The sequence below is a fragment of the Cryobacterium sp. MLB-32 genome (assembly GCF_000738085.1).
Lineage (GTDB): Bacteria > Actinomycetota > Actinomycetes > Actinomycetales > Microbacteriaceae > Cryobacterium.
Map to the genome: position 1 here is coordinate 1 of NZ_JPRS01000056.1, position 22,040 is coordinate 22,040.

Below are 22,040 nucleotides of genomic sequence, written 5' to 3' on the forward strand. Positions count from 1 at the left end.
CGACGAGGTCCAGATCGATCCAGGTGACGCTCACGTTCAGCGCCCATACGAGCACGGCCCCGACGACGAAGAGAAAAATACCAAGTCCGACACTCATGATTGCCTGCTTTCTGGGTGGTTCACGCTTCTGTATAGCCTAGACATAAGTTGGGCCGCAGTAGGGTTTCAATACAGGATTCATCAGACGCTCGGAGTTGTATGTCGCGCACCATCAAGCTCGCAGTCATTCCCGGAGACGGAATCGGCCCGGAAGTGATCGTTGAGGCCGTCAAGGTTCTCGAGGCCGTGACCGCGTCCGAGGCCGTGACCTTTGAGAAGACGACGTTCTCTTTGGGGGCCGCACGGTTCCTCGAAACCGGTGATGTGCTCACGCCCGACGACCTGTCGGCGATCGCCGCCCACGACGCGATCCTGCTCGGTGCCGTCGGCGGAGTGCCGGGAGACCCGCGGCTGGCCAATGCCAATATTGAACGTGGTCTGCTGCTGGCGTTGCGCTTCTCCCTCGACCACTACGTGAACCTGCGCCCGACGGTGATCTTGCCCGGTGTGAAGAGCCCGCTGGCGGCGCCCGGCGACGTGGACTTCGTTGTGATCCGAGAGGGCACGGAGGGGCCGTACGTCGGCAACGGGGGAGCGATCCGCCAGGGGACCCCCCAGGAGGTCGCCAACGAGGTGTCGGTCAACACGGCCTTCGGGGTGGAGCGTGTCGTGCGCTACGCGTTCGGCGTGGCCGCAGGACGAGCGCGCAAAAAACTGACGCTCGTGCACAAGACCAACGTGCTGGTCTTCGCCGGGAGCCTCTGGCAGCGCACGGTGACCGAGCTCGCCACGGAATTCCCCGAAGTGACCGTCGACTATCTGCACGTCGACGCCGCAACGATCTTCCTGGTCTCCAACCCGAGTAGATTTGACGTTATTGTCACCGATAACCTCTTCGGCGACATCCTCACGGACCTGGCCGCCGCCATCAGCGGCGGTATCGGCCTCGCCGCATCCGGAAACATCAATCCGGAAGGGCGCTTCCCGAGCATGTTCGAGCCGGTACATGGCTCGGCACCCGACATCGCGGGCCAGCAGCTCGCCGACCCGACGGCAGCCATCCTGTCGGTCGCCCTGATGCTCGATCACTTCGGTCTCACGGATGCGGCGGCCAGGGTGAGCGCGGCCGTCACGGCCGATGTCGAGACCCGCACCTCGCCCGGTACAGCCTCCGGGCCGCGCAGCACCGCCAGCGTGGGCGATGCCATCGTGGCTCTTCTGACACACGAAGGACTTTCATGACCGACACAGCATCATCCATCACCACGTCTTCCGATGGCGCAACGCCCTACGCCCTGAAGTTTGCCCTGGTGCCCTCGACCGAACAGCGCGCCGAGACGGAGCGTGAGGAGATCCTCGCGGATCCCGGATTCGGCAAGCACTTCACCGACCACATGGTCACGATCGACTGGACGATCGAGCAGGGCTGGCACGACGCGCGAGTGACCGCATACGGCCCGCTTCAGCTCGACCCGGCCTCCTCGGTGCTGCACTACGGCCAGGAGATCTTCGAAGGCCTCAAGGCCTACCGTCACGCCGACGGTTCGGTGTGGACGTTCCGTCCCGAGAAGAATGCGGAGCGTATGCAGCGTTCGGCTCGCCGCCTCGCCCTGCCGGAGCTCTCGGTCGCCGACTTCATTGAGTCGATCAAGCAGATGGTGGCCGTCGACGAAGCCTGGATTCCCTCCGCTCCAGAGACCAGCCTCTACCTGCGCCCGTTCATGATCGCCAATGAGAGCTTCCTGGGCGTGCGCGCTGCCCACCGGGTGGGCTACTACGTGATCGCGAGCCCGGCAGGCGCCTACTTCGCCAACGGCGTTGCGCCGGTCCGTATTTGGCTCTCCACGGAGTATTCTCGCGCCGGACGCGGCGGCACCGGCGCGGCCAAGTGCGGCGGCAATTACGCGGCGTCCCTCCTGCCGCAGATGGAAGCCTACGAAAACGGCTGTGCCAGGTGCTCTTCCTCGACGGCGAGACGGGCAGTCGCATTGACGAGCTCGGCGGCATGAACGTGTTCTTTGTTCACGGGACCGACACTCTGGTCACGCCTCGCCTCACCGGGGCCATCCTCGAAGGCGTCACTCGGGACAGCATCATGCAGCTCGCCCGTGATCGCGGAATGACCGTCGAGGAGCGCGAGGTGACCCTCGAGGAGTGGCGCGTCGGCATCGAATCGGGTGAGATCACCGAGGTCTTCGCGTGCGGAACCGCTGCCGTGGTCACACCGATCAGCCAGCTCAAAGGCCACGGCGTTAGCATTGGAGATCCCGATGCTCCGGCTGGGGAGATCACGATGGCTCTGCGCCAGGAGCTCACGGACATTCAGTACGGCCGCGTGCCTGACAGGCACGGCTGGCTCACCCGCCTCGACGCCTGAGCGTCGAGCCCACAACTGACGGATTCGTCAGAACGGACACTATGAAGATTGCGCGTTTCAGCCACGAAGGAGCGATTGCCTTCGGCATCGTCGACGACGATGAATTGGTGGTGCTGAAAAGCGACCCGATGTTCGCCGGGTATGACACGACGGGGGAGCGTGTCGACCTCGTCGACGTCAAGCTGCTCGCGCCGGTGATTCCGCGCTCCAAGGTCATCGCCCTGCGCGAGGGCTCCGGCGCGGCGGACGCACTCCCGTCCTTTGTGCTCAAGCCCAACACCTCCGTCGTCGGCCCCGGAGACCCCATCGTGCTTCCTGCGCTGTCGAGTGACGTCACGGTTACCGGAGCCCTGGCGATCATCATCGGTACCTTCGCGAAAAACGTGACGGTAGCGGATGCGGCGAGCGTGGTGTTCGGGTACACCGTGGCGGCGGATGTCACGGCGCGCGACCTGGAGCAGCTGCCCGATCAGGCAGCGACGGCATCCTCCTTCGATTCGTTCTGCCCGCTGGGACCGGTGATCGATACCGAGTTCGACCCGGAGACCATGGTTATTCACGGGCGCATCAACGACGGGCAGTTTCAGAACAGCTCGGCGGGAGTGATGGAACACACGGTCGCCGAGATCGTGGCCTTCGCGTCCACCCTCTTCACCCTGTTGCCCGGCGACATCCTCCTCGCCGGAGTCCCCGGCAGCTCCGGCACGATCGTGGACGGCGACGCCGTTCAGATCGAGATCCCCGGCGTTGGCGTGCTGGTGAACTCGGTGCGTCCGGCGTAACTCTCGGCGCACCTGACCGGCCCGGGCCCGTGTCCGGGAGCTCGGTCGTCAGGAGTGAGTGGCGGGGTCCGGGGGAAACCACGACTCGATCTGGTCGATCGCGGTCGTGAGCAACGCCCGTGACTCGGTCGCGTTCACCCTGACGAGCAGCAAGGCGCTTATCGCGAGCGAGGTCAGTGTTCTGGCGCGTTCGGTACACCGTTCTGACCCCGAGTGTCCCGGGAGCGACGAGGCGGCCGTCAGGGCGTCTCTCAAGGCGTCTGTCAGCTGTGCGCGGTACTCGTCGACCACCTGTCGGGCGAGATCGTCGTGCCCGGCAAGGCCGGCGGCGCAGTTCACGATCAGGCATCCGCGGCGGGGGGAATCGTCCTCGAGAGCGGACACCGCCGATCGGAGCTCTTCGAAGTAGGCGATCAGTGAGGCGCGGCTGCCTCCGCCTTCGGCCAGGATGCGCAGCCGCGGCCGGATCACGATGTCCTGGTAGTCCTGGACGGCGGCGTCGAAGAGGCCGCGCTTGCTGCCGAAGGCGTGATAGAGGCTTGATCGCTTGAGGCCGGTCACGTGTTCGAGGTCGGCCAGTGACGCTGCCTCGAAACCCTTGTCCCAAAAGAGGTCCCGAGCGGCTTGCACGACGGTTGTGCGCTCGAAGCTCTGCAGCCGTCCCATGGTGTTTCCTCCGCGTTCCCTGTGAGTGGTTTTGTGTATCGGTCGGTACACAATATATATTAGACCATCCGTTACACAATGGCAGAGGAGTCACCCATGGCAGCGTCCACCACCAGTACTCAGATTCAGCTCGCCGCCCGCCCTGAGGGTTGGCCGACGGCCGGCGACTTCACCACCGTGCGAATGGATCTGGCAGATCTGGCCGCCGGCGAGGTGCGCGTGGCGAACGAGTTCGTCTCGGTCGACCCGTACATGCGTGGCCGGATGAACGACGTCAAGTCGTACGCTCCCCCCTACGTGCTGGGTGAGACCATGACCGGTGGCGCCGTCGGCCGCGTCGTTGCATCAGCCTCGGATGCGATCACGGTCGGCGACATCGTGGTGCACCAGTTCGGCTGGCGTGATCTTGTGCAGGAGGATGCCGCCGGCTTCCGCGTTGTGCCCGAGCTTCCCGGCGTGCCCCTGTCCGCTTACCTCGGCGTGCTCGGTATGACCGCCCTCACCGCCTACGTCGGCCTGCTCGATGTCGCCGCGTTCAAGGCGGGGGACACCGTCTTCGTCTCTGGCGCCGCCGGGGCGGTGGGCAGCATGGTCGGCCAGATAGCTCGGCTCAAGGGCGCGAAGCGCGTCATCGGATCGGCCGGTTCGCCTGAAAAGGTCGCCCTGCTGACCGAGAAGTACGGCTTCGACGCCGCCTTCAACTATCGGGACGGTGACATTGCCGGACAGCTTGCCGCGGCAGCCCCCGACGGCATCGATGTGTACTTCGACAACGTGGGCGGGGAGCACCTCGAGGCCGCTCTCGCCACCTTGAACGATGGCGGGCGAGCCGCGCTCTGCGGCGCGATCTCCACGTACAACGCCACCGAGGCACCCGCCGGACCCCGCAACATGGTGAACATCGTCGGCCGTGGGCTCACGCTCAAGGGCTTCATCGTGGGCAACTACGTGCACCACTTTCCCGATTTCTCCGCCGACATGGCGGGCTGGCTCGCCTCGGGCGACGTCGTATTCGACGAGACTGTCGTGGACGGGATCGACCACGCCGTCGAGGCCTTCCTCGGACTCCTGCGCGGCGAGAACACCGGCAAGATGGTCGTCCGCACCGCCGCCTAAGCGCCTTCACTCTCATATCCACTCATTCCGACCGCACCACACTTTGGAGAAAACATGAATTCCGTACTTTTTGTTGTCAGCGCCGCTGATCATTGGACCCTTAACGACGGCACCCTGCACCCGACCGGGTACTGGGCCGAAGAGCTTGTTGAGCCGCACCGTCTGTTCAGCGAGGCCGGCTGGGACATCACCATCGCGACGCCGAATGGCGTCGTCCCCACCGTCGATGCGGGCAGCCTGTCGGCCCAGGCGGCCGGCGGCGAAGACCGCCTGGCGGCCATCGCGTCCTATCTCGAGGCCATCAGCAGTGACCTCAATCAGCCGCGGTCGATCGCGGACATCACCGTCGCGGACTACGACGTCGTCTTCTACCCCGGGGGACACGGGCCGATGGAAGACCTCGCCGTCGACGCCGTCTCCGGACGCATCATGACCGAGACCCTCGACTCCGGTCGTGTGCTCGGCGTGGTGTGCCACGCTCCGGCTGCCATGCTCGCCGCGGTGCGCGAGGACGGCAGCTGGCCGTTCATCGGATACCGGATGACGGGCTTCACCGACGAGGAGGAGACGCTCGGCGGCCTCGCTCCGAAGGCGCCGTGGCTCGTTCAGAGTCGCCTGGTCGAGCTGGGAGCCGACTTCGTCGCCGGCGCCGCGTGGGCCCCGCACACCGAGATCGACCGCAACCTCTACACCGGCCAGAACCCGGCGTCGTCCGGTGAGCTGGCATCGAAGATCCTCGCGGCGGTCGCCGCGCGCGTCTAACCGGCCGTATGCACAGCACAATGCCCTCGTTCCCCGCCGGAACGAGGGCATTGTGTTGTGCACGCCGCCGCCGGCTCAGCGGCGGAGCGCGGCCAGGGCGAGAGAGACGTCGTCCTCGTCATTCCAGATATGGAAGGCCACCCGGGCGCGCCCGGCGCGGCCGGAGGCGGTGAGGCCCGCGGCGGTGAGGCGGCCAAGATCTGCGCCGTCCGGGTCTGGCCAGGTCAGGATCGCCTGATTCTGCCTCTCGATTCCGAGTCCGTCGCACAGGGCGTCGCCGAGGCTCACAGTATGGCTTCGCACGGCGGTCAGGTCGAGGCTGCGGAACAGCGCCAAGGCGGGCTCGGCACCCACCCACGCGGGCCACGCGGGGGAGACGTCAAAGCGCCGGGCATCCGCTGCCAGGGTCATGTCCGGCCCGTAGCAGGAGCCCCACACGTCCTCCCCGGCGTACCAGCCGGCCTGAACCGGGCGGAGCAGGGCGCCGAAGGCGGCGCCGACGGTGAGGAAAGCGACTCCCCGCGGTGAGCATAGCCACTTGTAGCTGTGACAGATCGTCGCGTCGAAGACGGATGCGTCCACCGGCATCCAGCCCGCCGCCTGCGTGGTGTCGCAGAGCGTATAGGCGCCGCGCGCGCGGGCGGCGGCGGCGATCGCAGCCGAATCGGCAATCGTACCGGTGGCCGATTGCACGAGGGAAAATGCAACGAGCCAGGTGTCGGCCCCGACACTGGCCGCCAATTCGGCCACGGGGACGTGCCTGACCCTCACCCCGCGGTGGGCCTGCGCCAGGAACGGGAAGACCATCGAGCTGAAGTCTCCGTCGACGCACAGCACCTCCGCGCCATCGGGCACGCTGGCGGCGACCATGGCGGCGATGACCGATGTCTGGGAGCCGATGGCCACCGAGGAGGCGGGAACGCTCACGAGCCCGGCATAGCTCGTGCGAACACGCTCCACGAGAGCTCCGTAGTGGGCCGCGGTGGCGTGGCCCCGTGCCCAGCGCTCGCTGTCGTCGCGCAGCGCTGCCACGGTGCCCGATGAGGGGAGTCCCAGAGTGCACGCCGCCAGGTAACCGCGCGCCCCGGTGAACTGCGCTCGGGCGTCAGCCAGGCTGACGGTGGGCTCGGAAGGTGAGGGAGGTGCGGCGATCATGAGTACAGCCTGACGGAGCCGCACTTATTCATCTAGACCTGATGTTCAATGAAATGCATAAGTGCACGTTATTCTTCTTCTATGTCGCTGATTCCCGCCCCTGGCCGAGACGTTCTCGATGCCCAGGCCTTGCGGGTGGTGCGAGCGGTACTCGAGACGGGTTCGATCACGGCGGCGGCCATCGCGCTCGGGTACAGCCAGCCGGCGGTGAGTCAGCAGCTGGCGCGCCTCGAAAGTCGTCTGGGGATGCCCGTCGTCGAGCGCGTCGGTCGTGGTGTGCGGCTGACCGAGGCGGGCCTCGTGCTGGCTCGTCATTCCCTGGTCGTGGAGACAACGCTCGATGCTGCCGCGGGGGAGTTGGCGGAGCTGGCCGGCCTGCGCTCGGGTCGCGTGCGGATCGCCGCCTTTCCCTCGGCCTCGGCGGCCATCGTTCCCAGCGTGCTGGCGCGGATGAAGGCGCGTCACCCGGGGATCACCGTCACCTACCGGGAGGCCGAGCCGCCCGAATCCGTCGCCCTCGTGCGCGACAAGAGCGTCGACCTTGCGCTCACCTTCAGCTACCCGGGTGATGCCGCCGACCCGCACCGTGACAGCGCACAGGGGCTGCGTGTGATGGAACTGCGACACGAGGAGATTCGCGTCGTACTGCCCGCGGCGCACCCCGCCGCGGGCAGCGCCGCGGTCGATCTGTCCACGTTGTCGGGGGAAGACTGGATCGCCGGTTGCCCGCGCTGCCGCGGTCACCTGCTGGAGCTCTGCGACCGCAACGGCTTCACCCCCACGATCGCCTGCGAAACCGACAACGTGGCAGCGGTCTTCGGCCTGGTCGAGAACGGCATCGGGGTGGCGATCCTGCCCATCCTCGCGATCGAGTCCGTCGGCACAAGGCCGGGTGTCGCCATCCGACCCACGACGAGCCTCGACCATCGCACCGTGCACGCGGTCACGGCTTCCGGCGCCGAGCGGATCCCCGCGCTCGCCGCCACGCTGGCGGCCCTGACTGCAGTGGTGGCCTCCGCCCCGGGCTGGTGCGGCAACTAGAATCGACAGTAATGTCTGAGATCACTGCACACCCCTTCTCCACCGCCACCGGAACCGACGTTCGCGTGCGGTTCTGCCCGTCGCCCACCGGAACGCCCCACGTGGGACTCATCCGCACGGCCATGTTCAACTGGGCCTATGCGCGCCACACGGGCGGCACGATGATCTTCCGCATCGAAGACACCGACGCGGCCCGCGACAGCGAGGAAAGCTTCGGCCAGATCATCGAGGGCCTGCGCTGGCTAGGCCTCGACTGGGACGAAGGCGTGGAGGTCGGCGGTCCGCATGGACCGTACCGTCAGTCTGAGCGCTACGACATCTACCGCGACGTCATCGCTCAGCTCACGGCATCCGGCCACATTTACGAGAGCTTCGCCACGGGCGAGGAGATCGAGGCGCGTAATGTGTCTCTCGGTCGGGACCCCAAGATGGGCTACGACAACTTCGAACGCGATCTGAGCGCGGAGCAGAAGGCCGCCTACCGCGCTGAAGGTCGCTCGCCGGCTCTTCGCCTGCGCGTCCCCGACACCGAGCTGTCCTTCGACGACCTCGTGCGCGGCGAAATCACGTTCCCGGCCGGCTCCTTCAGCGACTTCGTGGTCGTGCGGCCCAATGGACATCCCCTGTACCCCTTCGTTAACCCCGTGGACGATGCGCTGATGGGGGTAACCCACGTGCTGCGCGGTGAAGACCTGCTCTCCTCCACGCCCCGCCAGATCGCTCTCTACCACGCGCTCATCGACATCGGTCTGACGAGCTTCGTGCCGCGCTTTGGTCACCTTCCCTTCGTGCTGGGGGACAAGAACAAGAAGATGAGCAAGCGCGAGCCGGAATCGAACCTGTTTCACCACCGTGACCGCGGCTTCATCCCGGAAGGCCTGCTCAACTACCTGGCACTGCTGGGCTGGTCGATTTCCCACGATCGCGACGTTTTCTCCATCGACGAGCTGGTCGCCGCGTTCGACGTGAAAGACGTCAACCCGAATCCGGCGCGTTTCGATCAGAAGAAGGCCGAATCCATCAACGGCGACCACATTCGCCTGCTCGAGGCGGCGGACTTTGCCGCGCGCATCGTGCCCTATCTGGTGGCGGCTGACGTGCTCACCGAGCCCGTCAGTGATTCCGACCGTGCGATCCTCGCCCAGGCCGCCCCGCTCATTCAGGAGCGCATTGCGCTTCTCGGCGAGGCGCCCGCCATGCTCGGTTTCCTCTTCGTCGCCGGCGACGAGCTCGTGCATGAAGCGGATGCCCTGAAGTCGCTCCCGCAGACCACCGCCGAGATTCTGGCCGCCTCCGGCACAGCCCTGCGTGCCATCCCCGAGGCAGACTGGGCCACGGACCGCGTGCACACCGTGCTGAACGAGACTCTGCTTGAGGGCCTCGGTCTCAAGCCACGAGTGGCCTTCGGCCCCCTGCGGGTCGCTGTGTCCGGCCGCAAGGTGTCGCCGCCCCTGTTCGAATCGATGGAGATTCTCGGGCGGACGGAGACCCTGGGGCGTCTCGAGCGGCTGGCGCAGGTCGTCGGCGCGACCGCGGAATAACCGCTGCGGCTGAGGTGGCCCGGCGTTGAACACGCCGAGCTGCCCTCCGTTTTGTGGTCAGGGCCTGTCGTAGGTTAGGGTTGATCTCGGCCCGATCTTCGGATAAGGCCATTGGGGTATGGTGTAATTGGCAACACGGCTGATTCTGGTTCAGTTGTTCTTGGTTCGAGTCCAGGTACCCCAGCTTTATGAAAACCCCCGCGCGAGCGGGGGTTTTTTGCGTTTATTCGACGTTTCAGTCATATCCGAATCTCGCTACCCGGTGATAGATGAGTCCGGGATTCGGCGTGCCGACTTCTGGCGTGTTGATTGACGAGAACCAGCTGACCTCCAAAAATCCACGGAGTAAGTATCTCACTCAGACAAGACTTGCCGAGCTGACCGGCATTGATCAGGCCAGCGTTTCCTATCATGAGCGCGGAAGGGATGCCGGGTACGGATCGGTTGATCGGTTGCTCGCCGGTGCCGGACACCGCCTCTACGCCGCTCCTACACGTCGGGGCTACGCTGCCAGCCCGGCAGAAACTGCCCGTGAATATCCTCGAGTGAAGGACACCGGCCTGGCGCTCCGGGCGCTCCTGAAATCGGACGATAACCGCACCGCCGAACACGGACTCGTCCGAGGAATTCCGGGGCTGGCGGAGCCCGAACCCCGGCCGGACCCCGATGGGAGGGTGTGGCGAGGAGCGGAGAGATGCCGGGAACGCGGAGCCTGAGACTGCGCGCCACTGCGCAGCACCACCCAGTACAACGTCATCGGGCGCGCTATCGTTCCTCGCCGAGTACTCTTAGGTGATCGCGATACTGCTCCGCGGTGAGCTCACCTCGCGCGAAACGCTCGTCCACGATGCGCCGAGCAGCGCTCGACTCAGGCGAACTGTGAGTCGAGGGCGGGACTGCGCTCCCAGGCGTCGTCGACAGCAAGCGAACGACGACGTAAATTATCAGGGCAATGCCCGCTAGCACCAGCAGTCCGAATCCCCAAGTCCACCCCATGTTTGCTGAACCCCACATCATCAGATTGCGTTCCTTTCGTTCGACTCATTCACGGCCAAGACTTACGCATAGGGGGTAAATCCTTTTCGGACAATCACGACGGTATCGGTGAGGATCCGTTGAAGGGATCAGCCGGCCAGCAAAACCAGTTCCGTCCAGGTGATGCCATAGTCGTCGCTTGCAGCGATACCACTGGCGTCCGCAATCAGGATCCACGGCGAGGAACCGCCGACAAAGGTAAACGCTTCCGGAGGCCCGTCGGTTCCCCCTCCCCGTGTCCAGTTACCGGAAGTGCCGTCTTCGCGCCACAGCGTGCCCGAGGTATCGATTCCTACCAAGCCTCCGCCGGCAGCATCATCGACTGCGTCGACCAGAAGAAGAGCGGGCGCGCCGGCCACGAGGCGGAATGTTCGGCCGACATCAACGCTCATCGCGAGCCCGTCAGCTGTCGTCGCGAAGACGCGGTCGGGTCGTGACGGAGATGCGGTCAGGTCGCGCAGCGGCAGTTCGGCGCCGTTAGACCACGTTGCGCCTGAATCATCGCTCACCCGGACTGTCCCGGCACCGGCGTCGTACCCATAAATACGCAGGGTGTCATCCAAGGGGACTGCCACTAGATCGTGGAAATCTGTTTCCCCCTCCAGAGACAGGGCGGTCCACGACTCGGCTCCGTCGGTACTGGACATCAGGCCGAGGTTGGGCAGATTCAGATCGGTCTGCTCGCTCGGCGCTGGATGTCCAGAAGCCAGCAGATGGCCGGGTGCCGCCACTGTGAACCCCATAGTGTCTTGGGTCTGGCCGGCGATCTGGATCGGCTCGACCGCACTGCTGCGAGGCGTTCCTGCAAGATATGTGTCAGGCAGCAGCCCCGTTGGGATGAGCCAGACTCCCTGGTGAGTGGCCGCGTACGTGTTTCCCGTCAGGGGATCGGCGCCGAGGCCATGAACATGCTCGAATGCGGTGACCGGAGTGTTCCTCGGCGAGCTCATGCCCGGACCGTTAGCTGCACTGGTGCAACCAGCGAGGGCAAGGATACTGAACGACGCTACGGCCAGCGCCCGCGCAGAGCGCTGTGGGTAGGTGAATTTAGCCAACGGTGACTCCTCGTGAACTCATGAAAGATTGTGGATTCACGCGCGCATTCTTTACGCGCGTTTCCCAGTGCACGTGACAGCCGGAGGACGGGGCAGCATCCTCTTCAGCCGCCAAGCTGTCGATCAGGGTGGACAACGCCGTGATCTGGGCCCCCTGTGCGGTCTCGGACGACCGAGAACTCTCCACCTCGGCCCACGGTGGATATTCCTCGGCCCGAGCTGGCGCAGCGACCGCTACGGTAGCCAGGATCGGCATCGTTGCGATTGCGGCCCGAGCGGTATGACGAGGTGTTGCCCATTTAGTCAAGAGACACTCCTTGTGCGCTCATGAATGTCTCCGGGTTGAGACGCGTTCCGTTCACCCGAGTTTCAAAATGCACGTGGCATCCGCTCGAGGACCCCGTGCTCCCCACCAGTGCGATGACCTCGCCAGCGGCAACACTCTGCCCGGCGTCGACGAGGAGCTTGCTGTTGTGGGCGTACCCGGTTTCGACACCGCCCCCGTGGTCGATGAGAACCCAATTGCCGTACGAGCCTTGGTATTCGGAGTCGAGCACTTTTCCTCCCGTCGCAGCGAAAACTGGTTTGCCGCACGGCGCCGCGATGTCGGTCCCATTGTGGTAGTCCCCGACGCCCGCGACGGGCTTGTCGGGACGAGGGCCGAAGGGGCTTGTGATGCGGCCCAGTACCGGCAGCGCCCAACCCTGATCCGTCAGCTGACTCGGATCGAGGCTGGCCCACTTTCCGTTGCTCGCGGGCTCCGTGTAAGACGCTGGTTGGGGAACATCGGTGACCGTGAACCCATCCCGTTGGACACGCGCCGACGCCGTACCGGAAAAACTGAGGCTTTGCCCGTCGGCAGATTGAACCGCGCGGGGTACCGGAGCTTGGGGCGCTTCGGGGTTCACCGCCAGGGCGGGGAGTGATGCGGTCACGGTGAAGAGTGCGATCATCGCCATGGCCGCACCGGCGGCCGCGCGATGGCGATGCGTCGTCCTCTTGGGCCCCGTTCGCGCCGGTTTCGACAGCGGTGCCACGGATCGACTCGCACTGACGCGGCTCTCGAGCGCACGGATGTCTCGACGTGACATCACGGGTGGCGGACCGGGCACCGCTGGTCCGGTTGCAATGTGGTTTGTACTATCCACGAGTGTCCGCCGGGAGCACAAATTGTGGTCGAGCAAGAGGGAAAGAGTGCATCAAAAAACGTCCTTGGGGGGATTTGGTCGACGAAATAGTCACGCAGGTGGAAGATCCACCAGAAGACGGTCAGGATCGTCTCGCCGTCAACTACTGGGTTGCGAGAAGCTCCGCCATGACGGCGATTTCTGCCGTCTGCGTCGTCACGATCGTCTTCGCCATCGCCTGCGCGTCCGTATTCTCGCCGTCGTCGATTTCGATCTGCGCCATGGCGACGGCGCCCTCGTGGTGCACCGTCATCTGCTCAAGGAAGAGCCGCCCTGCGTCGGTTGCGGCGGCGTCTTGAAGGGCCATCATGTCGTCGGCTGACATCATGCCGTCGGAGCCATCGCCCATGCCTTGCATCCCCGACATGCTGTTGTCTTCGGCATCCCATTCGGTTAGCCAGTCGTTCAGCTGGGCGATTTCGGGCTCTTGTGCGGCCTTGATTTCGGTGGCGAGATCGACAATTTCTTGGTCGATGCCATCCTTGGCGAGGAGGTCATCGCTCATCTCGACGGCCTGCTCGTGGTGGGGGATCATCATTTGCGCAAACGTTACGTCGGCGTCGTTGAAGGCTGCCGCCGATGCATCCGCTGTTGGGCTCGCTGAGGTGCCGGCGGGGCTGCCACCAGCGCACGAGCTGAGAACGAGGGCTGCGGCCACTGCTACGGCGGCAGAGAAAACGGTACGAGTTTTGAGCATTGTTCATCCATTCATCGTCAAAGGGTAGACAGAGCGGCCGCAGGTGCGGCGGAGTACAGGCTCGGTCTAGACGCGACTAATGGAGAGAACAGTGAGACTGGGGCGGGGCAGGGGCATCGCGACTTGGTCGACGATCCTGAGTAGGGCACCGCCCGCATCGAGAAGCCGCCGATACGTGGCCGGCAATCGGGTGAGAAACACGAGGGCGATGAGCACCAGCAACAAAACACACGCCATGGCCAGCAACGCGCAATCGAGCATTCCAGTGTGCATGCCAGCGGAGAGGGAGGCGACTACGGGGGTGGTCAATGTGGCCGCGGCGACGGCGGCTTCCACGGGCGCACTTGCACCGGCAGTCGCCGACGAACCGGCCATGTGCATGTCGTGTCCGGTTGCCTCCGAGTGCATCGCGAAGACGGCGAAGAGCAAGGCGGTCAGTGCTAAAAAGCTGACAAAAGGTGACAGGAACGTCGTTGTCGCTGTTCGCGTTCGTCGATTCACGCTGATGTCACCGCCATTCTTCAGTCAGGCCTCGAGCACACCGATCCCAAGGTTCTCCTCGAACACTAGCTCACACCATGCTCGCGAGCCTGAGAGTGCGTGCGATATGGCCGTGCGATTCTCCCAAGATTGGGGTGGTCGCTCGCGGCCTACTCCGGCGCGCGCGGCTCGCTCTGGCTGCAGGTGCACGCATCTCGGCGGTCGGGCACAGCCCTTCCGCGCAGAGAAATCGGCCTCGGCCTGGCGTCGTTTGGTGCCGTCGTCGGTGACGAACATCGCGTAAGTCGCACCTCTGCGGGTTCGCGGTACATCGAGTGCTTGCCAATGGAACAAAGACTTTACTGGGGCACAGTCATCACTCACGGCATCCGCACGTTCGAGACCTGAATGCAGGCCGCGCTCGAAGACTGCGCTTGAATCGGGGAGCCGTCCGCCGAGTCTCCTGCGGTGCCGCTGGGTCGTGCCCGTCGAGAGGTGGAGCTTGCCTCGCAGTGGTGGTGCCACTGCGGGTGCCAAAACGTCTTATCGCGTGGACACTTCGGCGGTCATGGCGCTCAGCACCTGTCGAGATCTCGATCCAAACGCTGGTCGAGCCTGTCGAGACCTCGCGACCTGATCCCCGCAACGCCCCCAAGCCGCTGGTCGAGGAGCGAGGAACGAGCGTCTCGAGACCTCGTGAGTCGATCTCGCCGCCCGAGCAGCGAATAATGCTTCGAATAACTTCTCCACAATGCTGAGGTTTTCTCGAACAGTGTCAGTGGTCCGTGGGAAAATTTAGGCATGGAGAACACCAATGAAGTTCCTCCACCGGAGGATGCCGCGGGCAGCAGCCCGCCCGAACCCGTCGGCCTGACGCCCGCAGAGCGTGAGACGGCCGATACCCAGCTCCGCTTGCTCGATGCGGTGAAAGAGCAGGACCGGGCGATCTGTGCGGCGCAGGCCGCGCGGGCGGCCGCGGTCGATGAGATCATGCGTTGGACCCGGGCGACGGCCGAGACCGGCCGACCCACCACGGCCGCTCGTGGAAGGAAAGGGTACGTCGAGTGGTCGTCAATGACGGCCGCTCACGAGGGCCTCGTCGCTGAACTCGCGTGCCTGCTGACCCTGACAGAGAATTGCGCCCGTAACCTCATGTGCCACAGCGAACTTCTCCAGCACAAGCTCCCCGCCACAAGAGAGGCTCTCCGCCGTGGGGACATCAGTTACCGCCACATCGAGGTCATCATGGATAACGTGTTGGCCCTCCCCGATGAAGCCTGGCAGGCGTTCGAGAACGAGGCCCTGACCGAGAGTGAGACCCTCACGGTGCCGCAGTTCACGAAGAAAGCCATCCGCATTCGGGAACTCACGCATCCGGAGTCGATCACCGTGCGGCACAAACGCGCCTTGGCTGATCGGTGCTTTTTTGTCGGCCCGGGCCGTGACGGCATGGCGTACCTCGAAATGACCCTGAGCAATGAGGATGCCAGTGCGATCAGGGACCGGGTCGAAGCGATGGCGAAGAACCTCCAGTCCTCATCGCTGGTTGAGCCTGTCGAAACCCGCACCCTCCCGCAACTGCGCACCGACGTCGCCGTCGACCTGCTTTTGGGCGGCGTTACCGCGACGGGGCTCGGCGCCGGCATCCGCGGCAACGTGTACGTCACCGTGCCCGTGCTCACCCTGATGGGTAAGAGCGAGGAGCCCGGCACGCTGGAGGGGTTCGGGCCGATCGACCCGGAAACCGCCCGCCGCATCGCCGGCACCGCATCGAGCTTCACCCGCATCCTCATCCACCCCGAGACCGGCGCCGTGCTCTCGTTCGGACGCACGAAGTACAAGGTGCCGACAGAACTCCGGCGCTGGCTGCAACTGCGCGACGGCACGTGCCGCGCCGCCGGGTGCAACCGCCGCGCGCAGGACTGCGACATCGACCACACCATCCCCTGGGAATCCGGCGGCGAAACCGTGTTCTCAAACCTCGCCAACCTCTGCAAACGCAGCCACCGGGTCAAACACGAAACCGGATGGGCCGTCGAACAAGGCAAGGACGGCACCCTCAACTGGACCAGCCCGGCCGGCAAGCACTACGCCACCCACCCCGCCACCCGAATCAGACCCACCATCCCCACGACCGAACCAGCAACGAAACCAAACACCTGGCTCGACGTCTGGAGCATCCCCAACACAGGCTCAACACAGCACCGTTCTAACAACCACGACGAACGCGACGAACGATCAACATCGTCGCGCACCACCACCACGGACCGACGGACAGACGGACGGACAGACAGACAGAAATACCGAGGAACGTGAGAGGAGACTGCGCACCGCGAGAGTCGTTCGCTAGCACTCCCCCCGCCAGACGAGATCTCTGACTCTGAGGAATCCTTCTCTGTGGCTTTCGTGTGCAGCGTCGTTCTGCTGTTGACTCAACCTGAGCGATCGTGCGGTCAAACGATCACCGCGTGCATCTCGAAAACGCTCCCCGTCGGTGCTCACAAGATCCCCCCGGGGGCCGCTCACCCTCGAGTGAGGATCCGGGTATCCACCCGTTGGCGACGGCAGCGCCAGCTCCTCTTGAGCCGAGTACGACGCACGCGAGCACGAGCAGCAGCGAATGAGGGCCGATCATGGTCAGGAGGCCACGGCCGTTGAACGATGCGGGGCCGGCGTTCTCGGTGGTATTTCTGAGTCCATCGCGCGTTCCCATACCCATTCAGGCATCCGCTGCTCGAACAGGGCGTGCCGATCACGTCCGTGGCGAGTCGCCCTTCGACGCGACCGTCCGGAATAATGACGACATGAACAAACACTGGACCCCACTCGCTCTTGTCTATCTGGCACTGAGCATCGTCGGGCTCGCCGGGACCTGGACGTACAACGTTCTCGCGATCGTGCAACTGCGCGATTTCGTCGGCGACTCGGTGAACAGCGGGCCGGCGGTCTCGTCGCTCACGGTCGACCTCCTCATCGCGGCGGTGGCCGGCAGCATCTTGATCATCGTTGAGGCGCGGCGGCTGGGAATGAAGCGCGGCTGGCTCTACGTCGCTCTCTCAGGCGTCACCGCTTTCGCCTTCACATTCCCCCTGTTCCTCGCGATGCGCGAGCGCACTCTGACGGCGGCGCGGTCGGAGCGTCTGGACCAAACCGACCTGCCGGTATAGAAAAGGCGCCGGAAATCCACGTTCTGGCGGGCCATGTTCATGGTGTGCTGTCCGAAGCCCGTCATGGATGACCTCCCTGCGTGAACGGACGATAGTCGCGGGGCCGGGAACTTTCGACCCCAGTCGCTCACCCGCATCGGCTAACACGACCAGTCCGCGTCGTTCGGCTGTTCCTCCGCATTTCACGACTGTGGGCCCCATCGCATCACGCTACGAGGCCACTGATCCGACTCGGAGGGCTGAATCAGTGCCCCCTGCACGGGGGGACTAATTCCAGCGCATAGACTGCGGTCATGTCCCCGAGCCCCCGTGTCGACGTTGGCGCGCCGGGAGCGCGCGAACCGGCACCAGCGAGCCCGCCCCTTGGCCGTCCGAGCGGCACTCACGCCGCCCACAAAACCGCTCGACGCCCCCGCCGCGGTCGGGACATCAGCTTCCGGCCCGGCATGTTCAACTCGGCTTCCAGCGTGGGGACCCTCCTCGGTTCAATCATGATCGGGTTCGGCATTCCGCTGGGCCTGCTGGCGCTGGTCGGCGGGGACACATTCGCGTTGGCCCGCAACGCCATCCTTGGTGCCGTCGCGATCACGCTGGTCATCAGCGGCGCCGGCCTGCTGGCCCTCCGCCGACGCATCACCATGTTCCTGCGCCACCTTTCACTGATTTGGCTCACACTCCTGACTCTGGTGTGCATTTGGGCCACGAGCCAAGAACCGCTCAGTCACACCTTCGCAGCCACCATGGCCGCCATCATGCTGATTGCATTCGCGATCATCCCCTCACGCAGGGTGATCTGGTACCCCTCCGTGCTGATTCCAGCCGCCTTGATCTCTCTCGCTCTTCAGCCGGGCATGAACCCGGAGACCGTGGCCATGGATGCTCTCCTTGCTCTGGGCACGGGTGCCGCGATCACCTGGTTCGTGCGCAGTGCAATCACGGCCGAGACAGACTGGCTGACCGGCGTGCGCAACTTCGCCGGCTTCGAGCGGGCCACCACAGTGCTGCTGCGCGATTCCAAGCCGGGAGAGCCGGTGAGCCTGTGCCGCATCGATCTCGATGGATTCTCCCTCGTCAACCAGCGCCGCGGCTATGACGCCGGGGACGACGCCCTCATCGCCTTCACCTCTGAGCTGCAGAGCCTGCTCCCACCGACAGTCGTTCTCGGACGGATCGAAGGAGATGCCTTTGCCCTCCTCTTCCCCGGTCAGACATCCGGTCAGGCCCAGGACCTGCTTGAGGCCGTGCATCCGTCCGTGATGAGTTTCACAACCGGGATCGCCATGCACGACGCCGATGAGTCGGCGTCGGAGCTGTTTGGGCGAGCCGGAATCGCCCTCTACGACGCCAAGCGTGCCGGCTTCGGTCGCACAAGCATCCACGGTGGTTACTACGCCTCGGTCTCAGCAGTTCAGCAGGGCATTGCCCAGGGTGAGTTCTACATTCTTTATCAACCGTGCGTAGATCTGCGCTCAGGACGCGCGGTCGGGGCGGAAGCCTCGTGCGCTGGAACCACCCCACTCGCGGCCAGATCTCCCCGGTCGAGTTCATCCCTCTCTGCGAGGCCAGCGGGTCCATCCAGGCCTTGGGCCAATGGGTGCTCGAGCAAGCCATCACAGCGGCGGCGGAGTGGAACAACGCCAAACCCCAGGGACAGCAGCCGATCAGCGTGGCCGTCAACGCATCCTCGCGTGAGCTGATGACCCCGGACTACGCCGACCGGGCCATCGCCCTCTGCGCCGCGGCCGGTCTGGATTTGGCAAATCTGGGCATCGAGGCCACGGAGACGGACTTCGGCACGGCCTCGGACAACGTGGCAATGAACACAGAGAAGCTGCGCGCCGCCGGTGTCGTCATCTCCATGGACGACTTCGGCACCGGATTCTCCAGCCTGGAACGCCTCACCCGAATGCGCCTCGACATCATGAAAATCGACCGCGGCTTCATCAGCACCATCGTGTCCTCGGGCGACGACGCCCCGATCGTGGACCTCGCGATCAAACTGGGCACGGCGATGTCGCTCGGAATCATCGCCGAAGGCGTGGAAACACAGGAACAGGCAGACTGGCTTGTCGTGCGCGGATGCTTCCTCGCGCAGGGCTACCTGTACGCGCGCCCCCTGCCTCTGGCCGAATTCCTGAGCGATTGGGTCTACGTCGAGCCCGAATCAACCTGGTGGTTCCCGACCTCACCGGTACGACCCGCCGCCTGAGCCGAGCGACACGCTCGATGCTCGTCCTCGTTAAGGTTGTACGCAACTGAATAGGGCACAACTGTGCTAGGTTAAGTGACGTGACCACCGCAGCCCCCCGTATCCCCGTGCTTGACGAGCAGATCTGTTTTGCGCTCTACAGCGCGTCACGCGCCATCACGGCGCGATACCGCGATCTGCTCGACCCACTCGGGCTCACGTACCCGCAATACCTCGTACTTCTCGTGCTGTGGGAGTCGGGCCCGATCAGCGTCAGCGGTCTCGGGGAACGGTTGAATCTGGACTCCGGCACGCTCTCCCCCCTACTCCGCCGCATGGAGACCGCAGGCTTGCTCAGCCGGAACAGGCTGACGCAAGACGAGCGGCGCGTTCAGGTATCACTGACCGAAAGCGGGAGCGCGCTGAGACACTATGCCACGAACGTGAACGACGTCGTGTGTGCCGCGACGGGCGTAGAACTCGACGACCTGCAGTCGCTTCGTGAACAAATCACGCTTCTCGCCGAACACGTGCGGGCATCGCACTAACCCTCATTTCCCCGCGGCCGGATCTTCCGGCCCACACCACAGATAGGAAACACCACTATGCCTACCCGTACCGCACGCACCGCATGGAACGGCAGCCTCGAGACCGGAGAGGGCCAGGTTGAACTGACCAGCTCACAGATCGGCACCTACGATGTGTCCTTCCCGAAACGCTCCTCAGAAACAGCCAACGGCTTCACGAGCCCCGAGGAACTCCTCGCCGCCGCTCACTCCGCCTGCTACGCGATGCAGCTCTCTGCGGTTTTGACCGCAGCCGGCGGCACCGTTGAGGCTCTCGACGTGAAGGCTGATGTGACGCTTGGGGCGGACCCGGCCGGCGGATTCCGCCTCACCGGTATTCTCCTCACCGTCCGTGGCGAAGTCACCGGCATTGACAGCGACGCCTTCCTCGCTGCGGCCACTGAAGCCAAAAGCGGCTGCCCGCTCAGCAAGGCGCTGACCGGCGTGGAGATCACCCTCGACGCCGAGCTCGAGGCGTAACCCCCGCAGCTTTCAGCACCACGTTCGCGGAGGTGGGTGTGGACTCAGGTCCACACCCACCTCCGCTTTCACGTCGCCGAGCTTTTCTCAATCGACCGTGCCAACGCGTACGACATGCTTGACATGTGTCCTCAGCAGCGTCTGCCCCCGCAATCTACGTCGAGATCCTCATCGACGCGCCGATCGACCGCGTCTGGGAACTCACCCAAAACCCCGCTCTGCACTCCCGCTGGGACCTGCGGTTCTCGCGCATAGAGCCCCTCGACGATCTGCCGAGCGGCGGTCACCGCTTTGCGTACGAGACCCGTTTGCCGTTCCACCTGATCCGAGGAACCGGAACGTCGCTCGGTGAGCGGCATCGCCTCGACGGCACCCGAACCTCCGCATTGAAGTTCACCACGCGCGATCCCCTGTCGCCGCTCGGCGACGGCCGGGGGTACTGGCGCTATGTCCCGACGCCGATCGGCGTTCGGTTCATCACCGGCTACACATACCAGCCCGGCTGGGGAGCGTTACTTGACCGTGCGGTCCGCCCGTTCATCGGGTGGATGACGGCCTGGAGCTTCGACCGGTTGCGCATCTGGGCGGAAACGGGCGTCGAGCCGGAGAAATGGCCGGGGGCATCCGTGCTCCTGGTTACGAGAAGAAACCGGCCGAGGGCCGCCCGGTGTCGCCGTACGCCGTCGCGCGGCCGCGCAATGGACGATGCGCCCGCGACTCTTGATGCCCTGGAGACACCATGAGCTCGGTATTCGAGGTCGCTCTTGGTGACGACTTTGCGCGCTTGCATCCCGAGTTACAGCGGCGATTCGGCGTGGGTCTCGACGCGGGTTACGCCTGCGTCGGCACGGGCGTGATGTCGCGGATCCGCCGTGGCCCGTGGTGGACCGTTCCGTTTCTGCAAATAGGAAAGTTCCGCAACATCCTGATCCCCGATCACGGCGACGATATCCCGTTCACGGTGTCGAATTATCCATACCGCGACCCCTTGGGACGCGAGACGGTCACGTTTGTGCGCGAGTACGATATCGGGTCACGCCAGAGTCGCTTCGATGCGACCATGGTCATCGCCGACGGGCGGATCGTGGACTATCTCGGAACGCACCAGCACCTCGCGGTAGACCTCGACCTCAGCGTGGAGCCCGACGGTAGCCTGCATCTCCGGTCGGGGAAGCAGAGATTCTACGAAGGGCCGGTGGCCTTCCGATTCCCGATGTTGTTCAGTGGGCGCGCCGACCTGCACGAAAGCTTCGACGAGGAAGCCGGGTGCTTTCGCATCAGCATGCAGGTGCACAACCGGTTCTTTGGATTCCTCTTCGGCTACGAGGGTGAGTTCACCTGCGAATTCCCGGCCGCAGAGGATGCCCCGGCCCGCCTGAAGCCCGTGCGCCACGAGTGCCGCGAGTAGAGGCTCCCGATGGTCGAGGCGGCAGGAATCCTCGCTGGGCGAGGCGCGAGGAATGCGCGCTTGGATCTAGCTTCTCGAGATCGAGACTGCGCGAGCCGACACGAGCACGCTGTGTCTAGCTCTTGTAGTGCGGGCCGTCGTGGCCTTTCGGTGTCGGTACCGGTGGGCGTCCGCCGCGACGCGGAGTTCTCTTCGGATCGACGGTAGCGGGCGGGATGAAGTACACGACGTTGTCTTTGACGATGATGCCCCACCCTTCGCGGTGGATCCTGTGATGGCAAGCACTGCAAAGCAGTCA

At 64.7% G+C, this 22,040-nt stretch carries 19 protein-coding genes, 1 tRNA gene and 2 pseudogenes; 16 read left to right on the plus strand and 6 right to left on the minus strand.

Annotation, left to right across the window (positions count from 1 at the left end; all coding sequences use genetic code 11):
- Positions 1 to 198: 198 nt before the first annotated feature.
- The 3 genes and pseudogenes from JF66_RS07900 to JF66_RS07910 all read left to right on the plus strand — a co-directional run bounded on the left by JF66_RS07900 (position 199) and on the right by JF66_RS07910 (position 3,198).
- On the plus strand, positions 199 to 1,281 hold the full coding sequence (locus JF66_RS07900; protein ID WP_035876835.1) for a 3-isopropylmalate dehydrogenase: 1,083 nt from the start codon (positions 199 to 201) through the stop codon (positions 1,279 to 1,281).
- A pseudogene (locus JF66_RS07905) lies at positions 1,278 to 2,416 on the plus strand (branched-chain amino acid aminotransferase). The gene JF66_RS07900 and the pseudogene JF66_RS07905 overlap by 4 nt, the downstream one beginning before the upstream one ends.
- Positions 2,417 to 2,457: 41 nt before the next feature.
- Complete coding sequence (locus JF66_RS07910) at positions 2,458 to 3,198, plus strand: fumarylacetoacetate hydrolase family protein (RefSeq protein WP_035876838.1); 741 nt, start codon at positions 2,458 to 2,460, stop codon at positions 3,196 to 3,198.
- Between the two features lie 48 nt (positions 3,199 to 3,246).
- Here the strand turns inward: JF66_RS07910 and JF66_RS07915 are convergent, their stop codons facing one another.
- Positions 3,247 to 3,864, minus strand: coding sequence for a TetR/AcrR family transcriptional regulator (locus tag JF66_RS07915; RefSeq protein ID WP_035876840.1), 618 nt, complete (start codon positions 3,862 to 3,864; stop codon positions 3,247 to 3,249).
- Between the two features lie 96 nt (positions 3,865 to 3,960).
- On the opposite strand from JF66_RS07915, the gene JF66_RS07920 reads away from it, so the two are divergent.
- A complete protein-coding gene (locus JF66_RS07920; RefSeq protein WP_035876841.1) occupies positions 3,961 to 4,980 on the plus strand; it encodes an NADP-dependent oxidoreductase in 1,020 nt (339 codons plus the stop codon).
- Between the two features lie 54 nt (positions 4,981 to 5,034).
- A complete protein-coding gene (locus JF66_RS07925; protein ID WP_035876844.1) occupies positions 5,035 to 5,742 on the plus strand; it encodes a type 1 glutamine amidotransferase domain-containing protein in 708 nt (235 codons plus the stop codon).
- A 75-nt stretch (positions 5,743 to 5,817) separates the two neighbouring features.
- Here the strand turns inward: JF66_RS07925 and JF66_RS07930 are convergent, their stop codons facing one another.
- Complete coding sequence (locus tag JF66_RS07930) at positions 5,818 to 6,897, minus strand: aminotransferase class V-fold PLP-dependent enzyme (RefSeq protein WP_035876846.1); 1,080 nt, start codon at positions 6,895 to 6,897, stop codon at positions 5,818 to 5,820.
- Positions 6,898 to 6,978: 81 nt separating this feature from the next.
- Here JF66_RS07930 and JF66_RS07935 point away from each other — a divergent pair, with 81 nt between their 5' ends.
- From JF66_RS07935 to JF66_RS07945, 3 genes are all read left to right on the plus strand, one after another.
- Complete coding sequence (locus JF66_RS07935) at positions 6,979 to 7,938, plus strand: LysR family transcriptional regulator (RefSeq protein ID WP_051973278.1); 960 nt, start codon at positions 6,979 to 6,981, stop codon at positions 7,936 to 7,938.
- Positions 7,939 to 7,949: 11 nt separating this feature from the next.
- The gene (gene gltX / locus JF66_RS07940) at positions 7,950 to 9,479 is read left to right on the plus strand and encodes a glutamate--tRNA ligase (protein WP_035876848.1); all 1,530 of its coding nucleotides are present in this window, start codon (positions 7,950 to 7,952) and stop codon (positions 9,477 to 9,479) included.
- Between the two features lie 112 nt (positions 9,480 to 9,591).
- Positions 9,592 to 9,663: transfer RNA gene (locus JF66_RS07945), tRNA-Gln, on the plus strand.
- A 940-nt stretch (positions 9,664 to 10,603) separates the two neighbouring features.
- On the opposite strand, the gene JF66_RS07955 is transcribed toward JF66_RS07945, so the two are convergent.
- The 4 genes from JF66_RS07955 to JF66_RS07970 all read right to left on the minus strand — a co-directional run bounded on the left by JF66_RS07955 (position 10,604) and on the right by JF66_RS07970 (position 13,882).
- Positions 10,604 to 11,464, minus strand: coding sequence for a F510_1955 family glycosylhydrolase (locus JF66_RS07955; protein ID WP_051973279.1), 861 nt, complete (start codon positions 11,462 to 11,464; stop codon positions 10,604 to 10,606).
- A gap of 404 nt (positions 11,465 to 11,868) precedes the next feature.
- A complete protein-coding gene (locus tag JF66_RS07960; protein ID WP_051973280.1) occupies positions 11,869 to 12,528 on the minus strand; it encodes a M23 family metallopeptidase in 660 nt (219 codons plus the stop codon).
- A 331-nt stretch (positions 12,529 to 12,859) separates the two neighbouring features.
- Entirely contained in the window at positions 12,860 to 13,453 is a 594-nt protein-coding gene (locus JF66_RS07965) for a DUF305 domain-containing protein (protein ID WP_035876851.1), read from the minus strand.
- Between the two features lie 66 nt (positions 13,454 to 13,519).
- Entirely contained in the window at positions 13,520 to 13,882 is a 363-nt protein-coding gene (locus JF66_RS07970; protein ID WP_156109694.1) for a hypothetical protein, read from the minus strand.
- Positions 13,883 to 14,734: 852 nt separating this feature from the next.
- Here JF66_RS07970 and JF66_RS07975 point away from each other — a divergent pair.
- The 8 genes and pseudogenes from JF66_RS07975 (at position 14,735) to JF66_RS08005 (ending at position 21,742) form a co-directional block, all read left to right on the plus strand.
- On the plus strand, positions 14,735 to 16,249 hold the full coding sequence (locus JF66_RS07975) for an HNH endonuclease signature motif containing protein (protein ID WP_051973281.1): 1,515 nt from the start codon (positions 14,735 to 14,737) through the stop codon (positions 16,247 to 16,249).
- A 488-nt stretch (positions 16,250 to 16,737) separates the two neighbouring features.
- Positions 16,738 to 17,100, plus strand: coding sequence for a DUF2834 domain-containing protein (locus JF66_RS07980; protein WP_035876853.1), 363 nt, complete (start codon positions 16,738 to 16,740; stop codon positions 17,098 to 17,100).
- Between the two features lie 872 nt (positions 17,101 to 17,972).
- Positions 17,973 to 18,452, plus strand: a pseudogene (locus JF66_RS24245) (GGDEF domain-containing protein); the annotation flags it as partial.
- Between the two features lie 146 nt (positions 18,453 to 18,598).
- The gene (locus tag JF66_RS07985; protein WP_231556348.1) at positions 18,599 to 19,309 is read left to right on the plus strand and encodes an EAL domain-containing protein; all 711 of its coding nucleotides are present in this window, start codon (positions 18,599 to 18,601) and stop codon (positions 19,307 to 19,309) included.
- An 80-nt stretch (positions 19,310 to 19,389) separates the two neighbouring features.
- Positions 19,390 to 19,836, plus strand: a complete 447-nt coding sequence (locus JF66_RS07990) for a MarR family winged helix-turn-helix transcriptional regulator (protein ID WP_035876854.1) — start codon at positions 19,390 to 19,392, stop codon at positions 19,834 to 19,836.
- A gap of 57 nt (positions 19,837 to 19,893) precedes the next feature.
- The gene (locus JF66_RS07995; RefSeq protein ID WP_035876855.1) at positions 19,894 to 20,334 is read left to right on the plus strand and encodes an OsmC family peroxiredoxin; all 441 of its coding nucleotides are present in this window, start codon (positions 19,894 to 19,896) and stop codon (positions 20,332 to 20,334) included.
- 125 nt (positions 20,335 to 20,459) lie between these two features.
- Complete coding sequence (locus tag JF66_RS08000) at positions 20,460 to 21,077, plus strand: SRPBCC family protein (RefSeq protein ID WP_051973284.1); 618 nt, start codon at positions 20,460 to 20,462, stop codon at positions 21,075 to 21,077.
- Positions 21,074 to 21,742 carry a DUF4166 domain-containing protein gene (locus JF66_RS08005; protein WP_035876856.1) on the plus strand — a complete coding sequence of 223 codons (669 nt, stop codon included), beginning with the start codon at positions 21,074 to 21,076 and terminating at the stop codon, positions 21,740 to 21,742. Before JF66_RS08000 ends, JF66_RS08005 begins: the two co-directional genes overlap by 4 nt.
- Positions 21,743 to 22,040 lie beyond the last annotated feature (298 nt).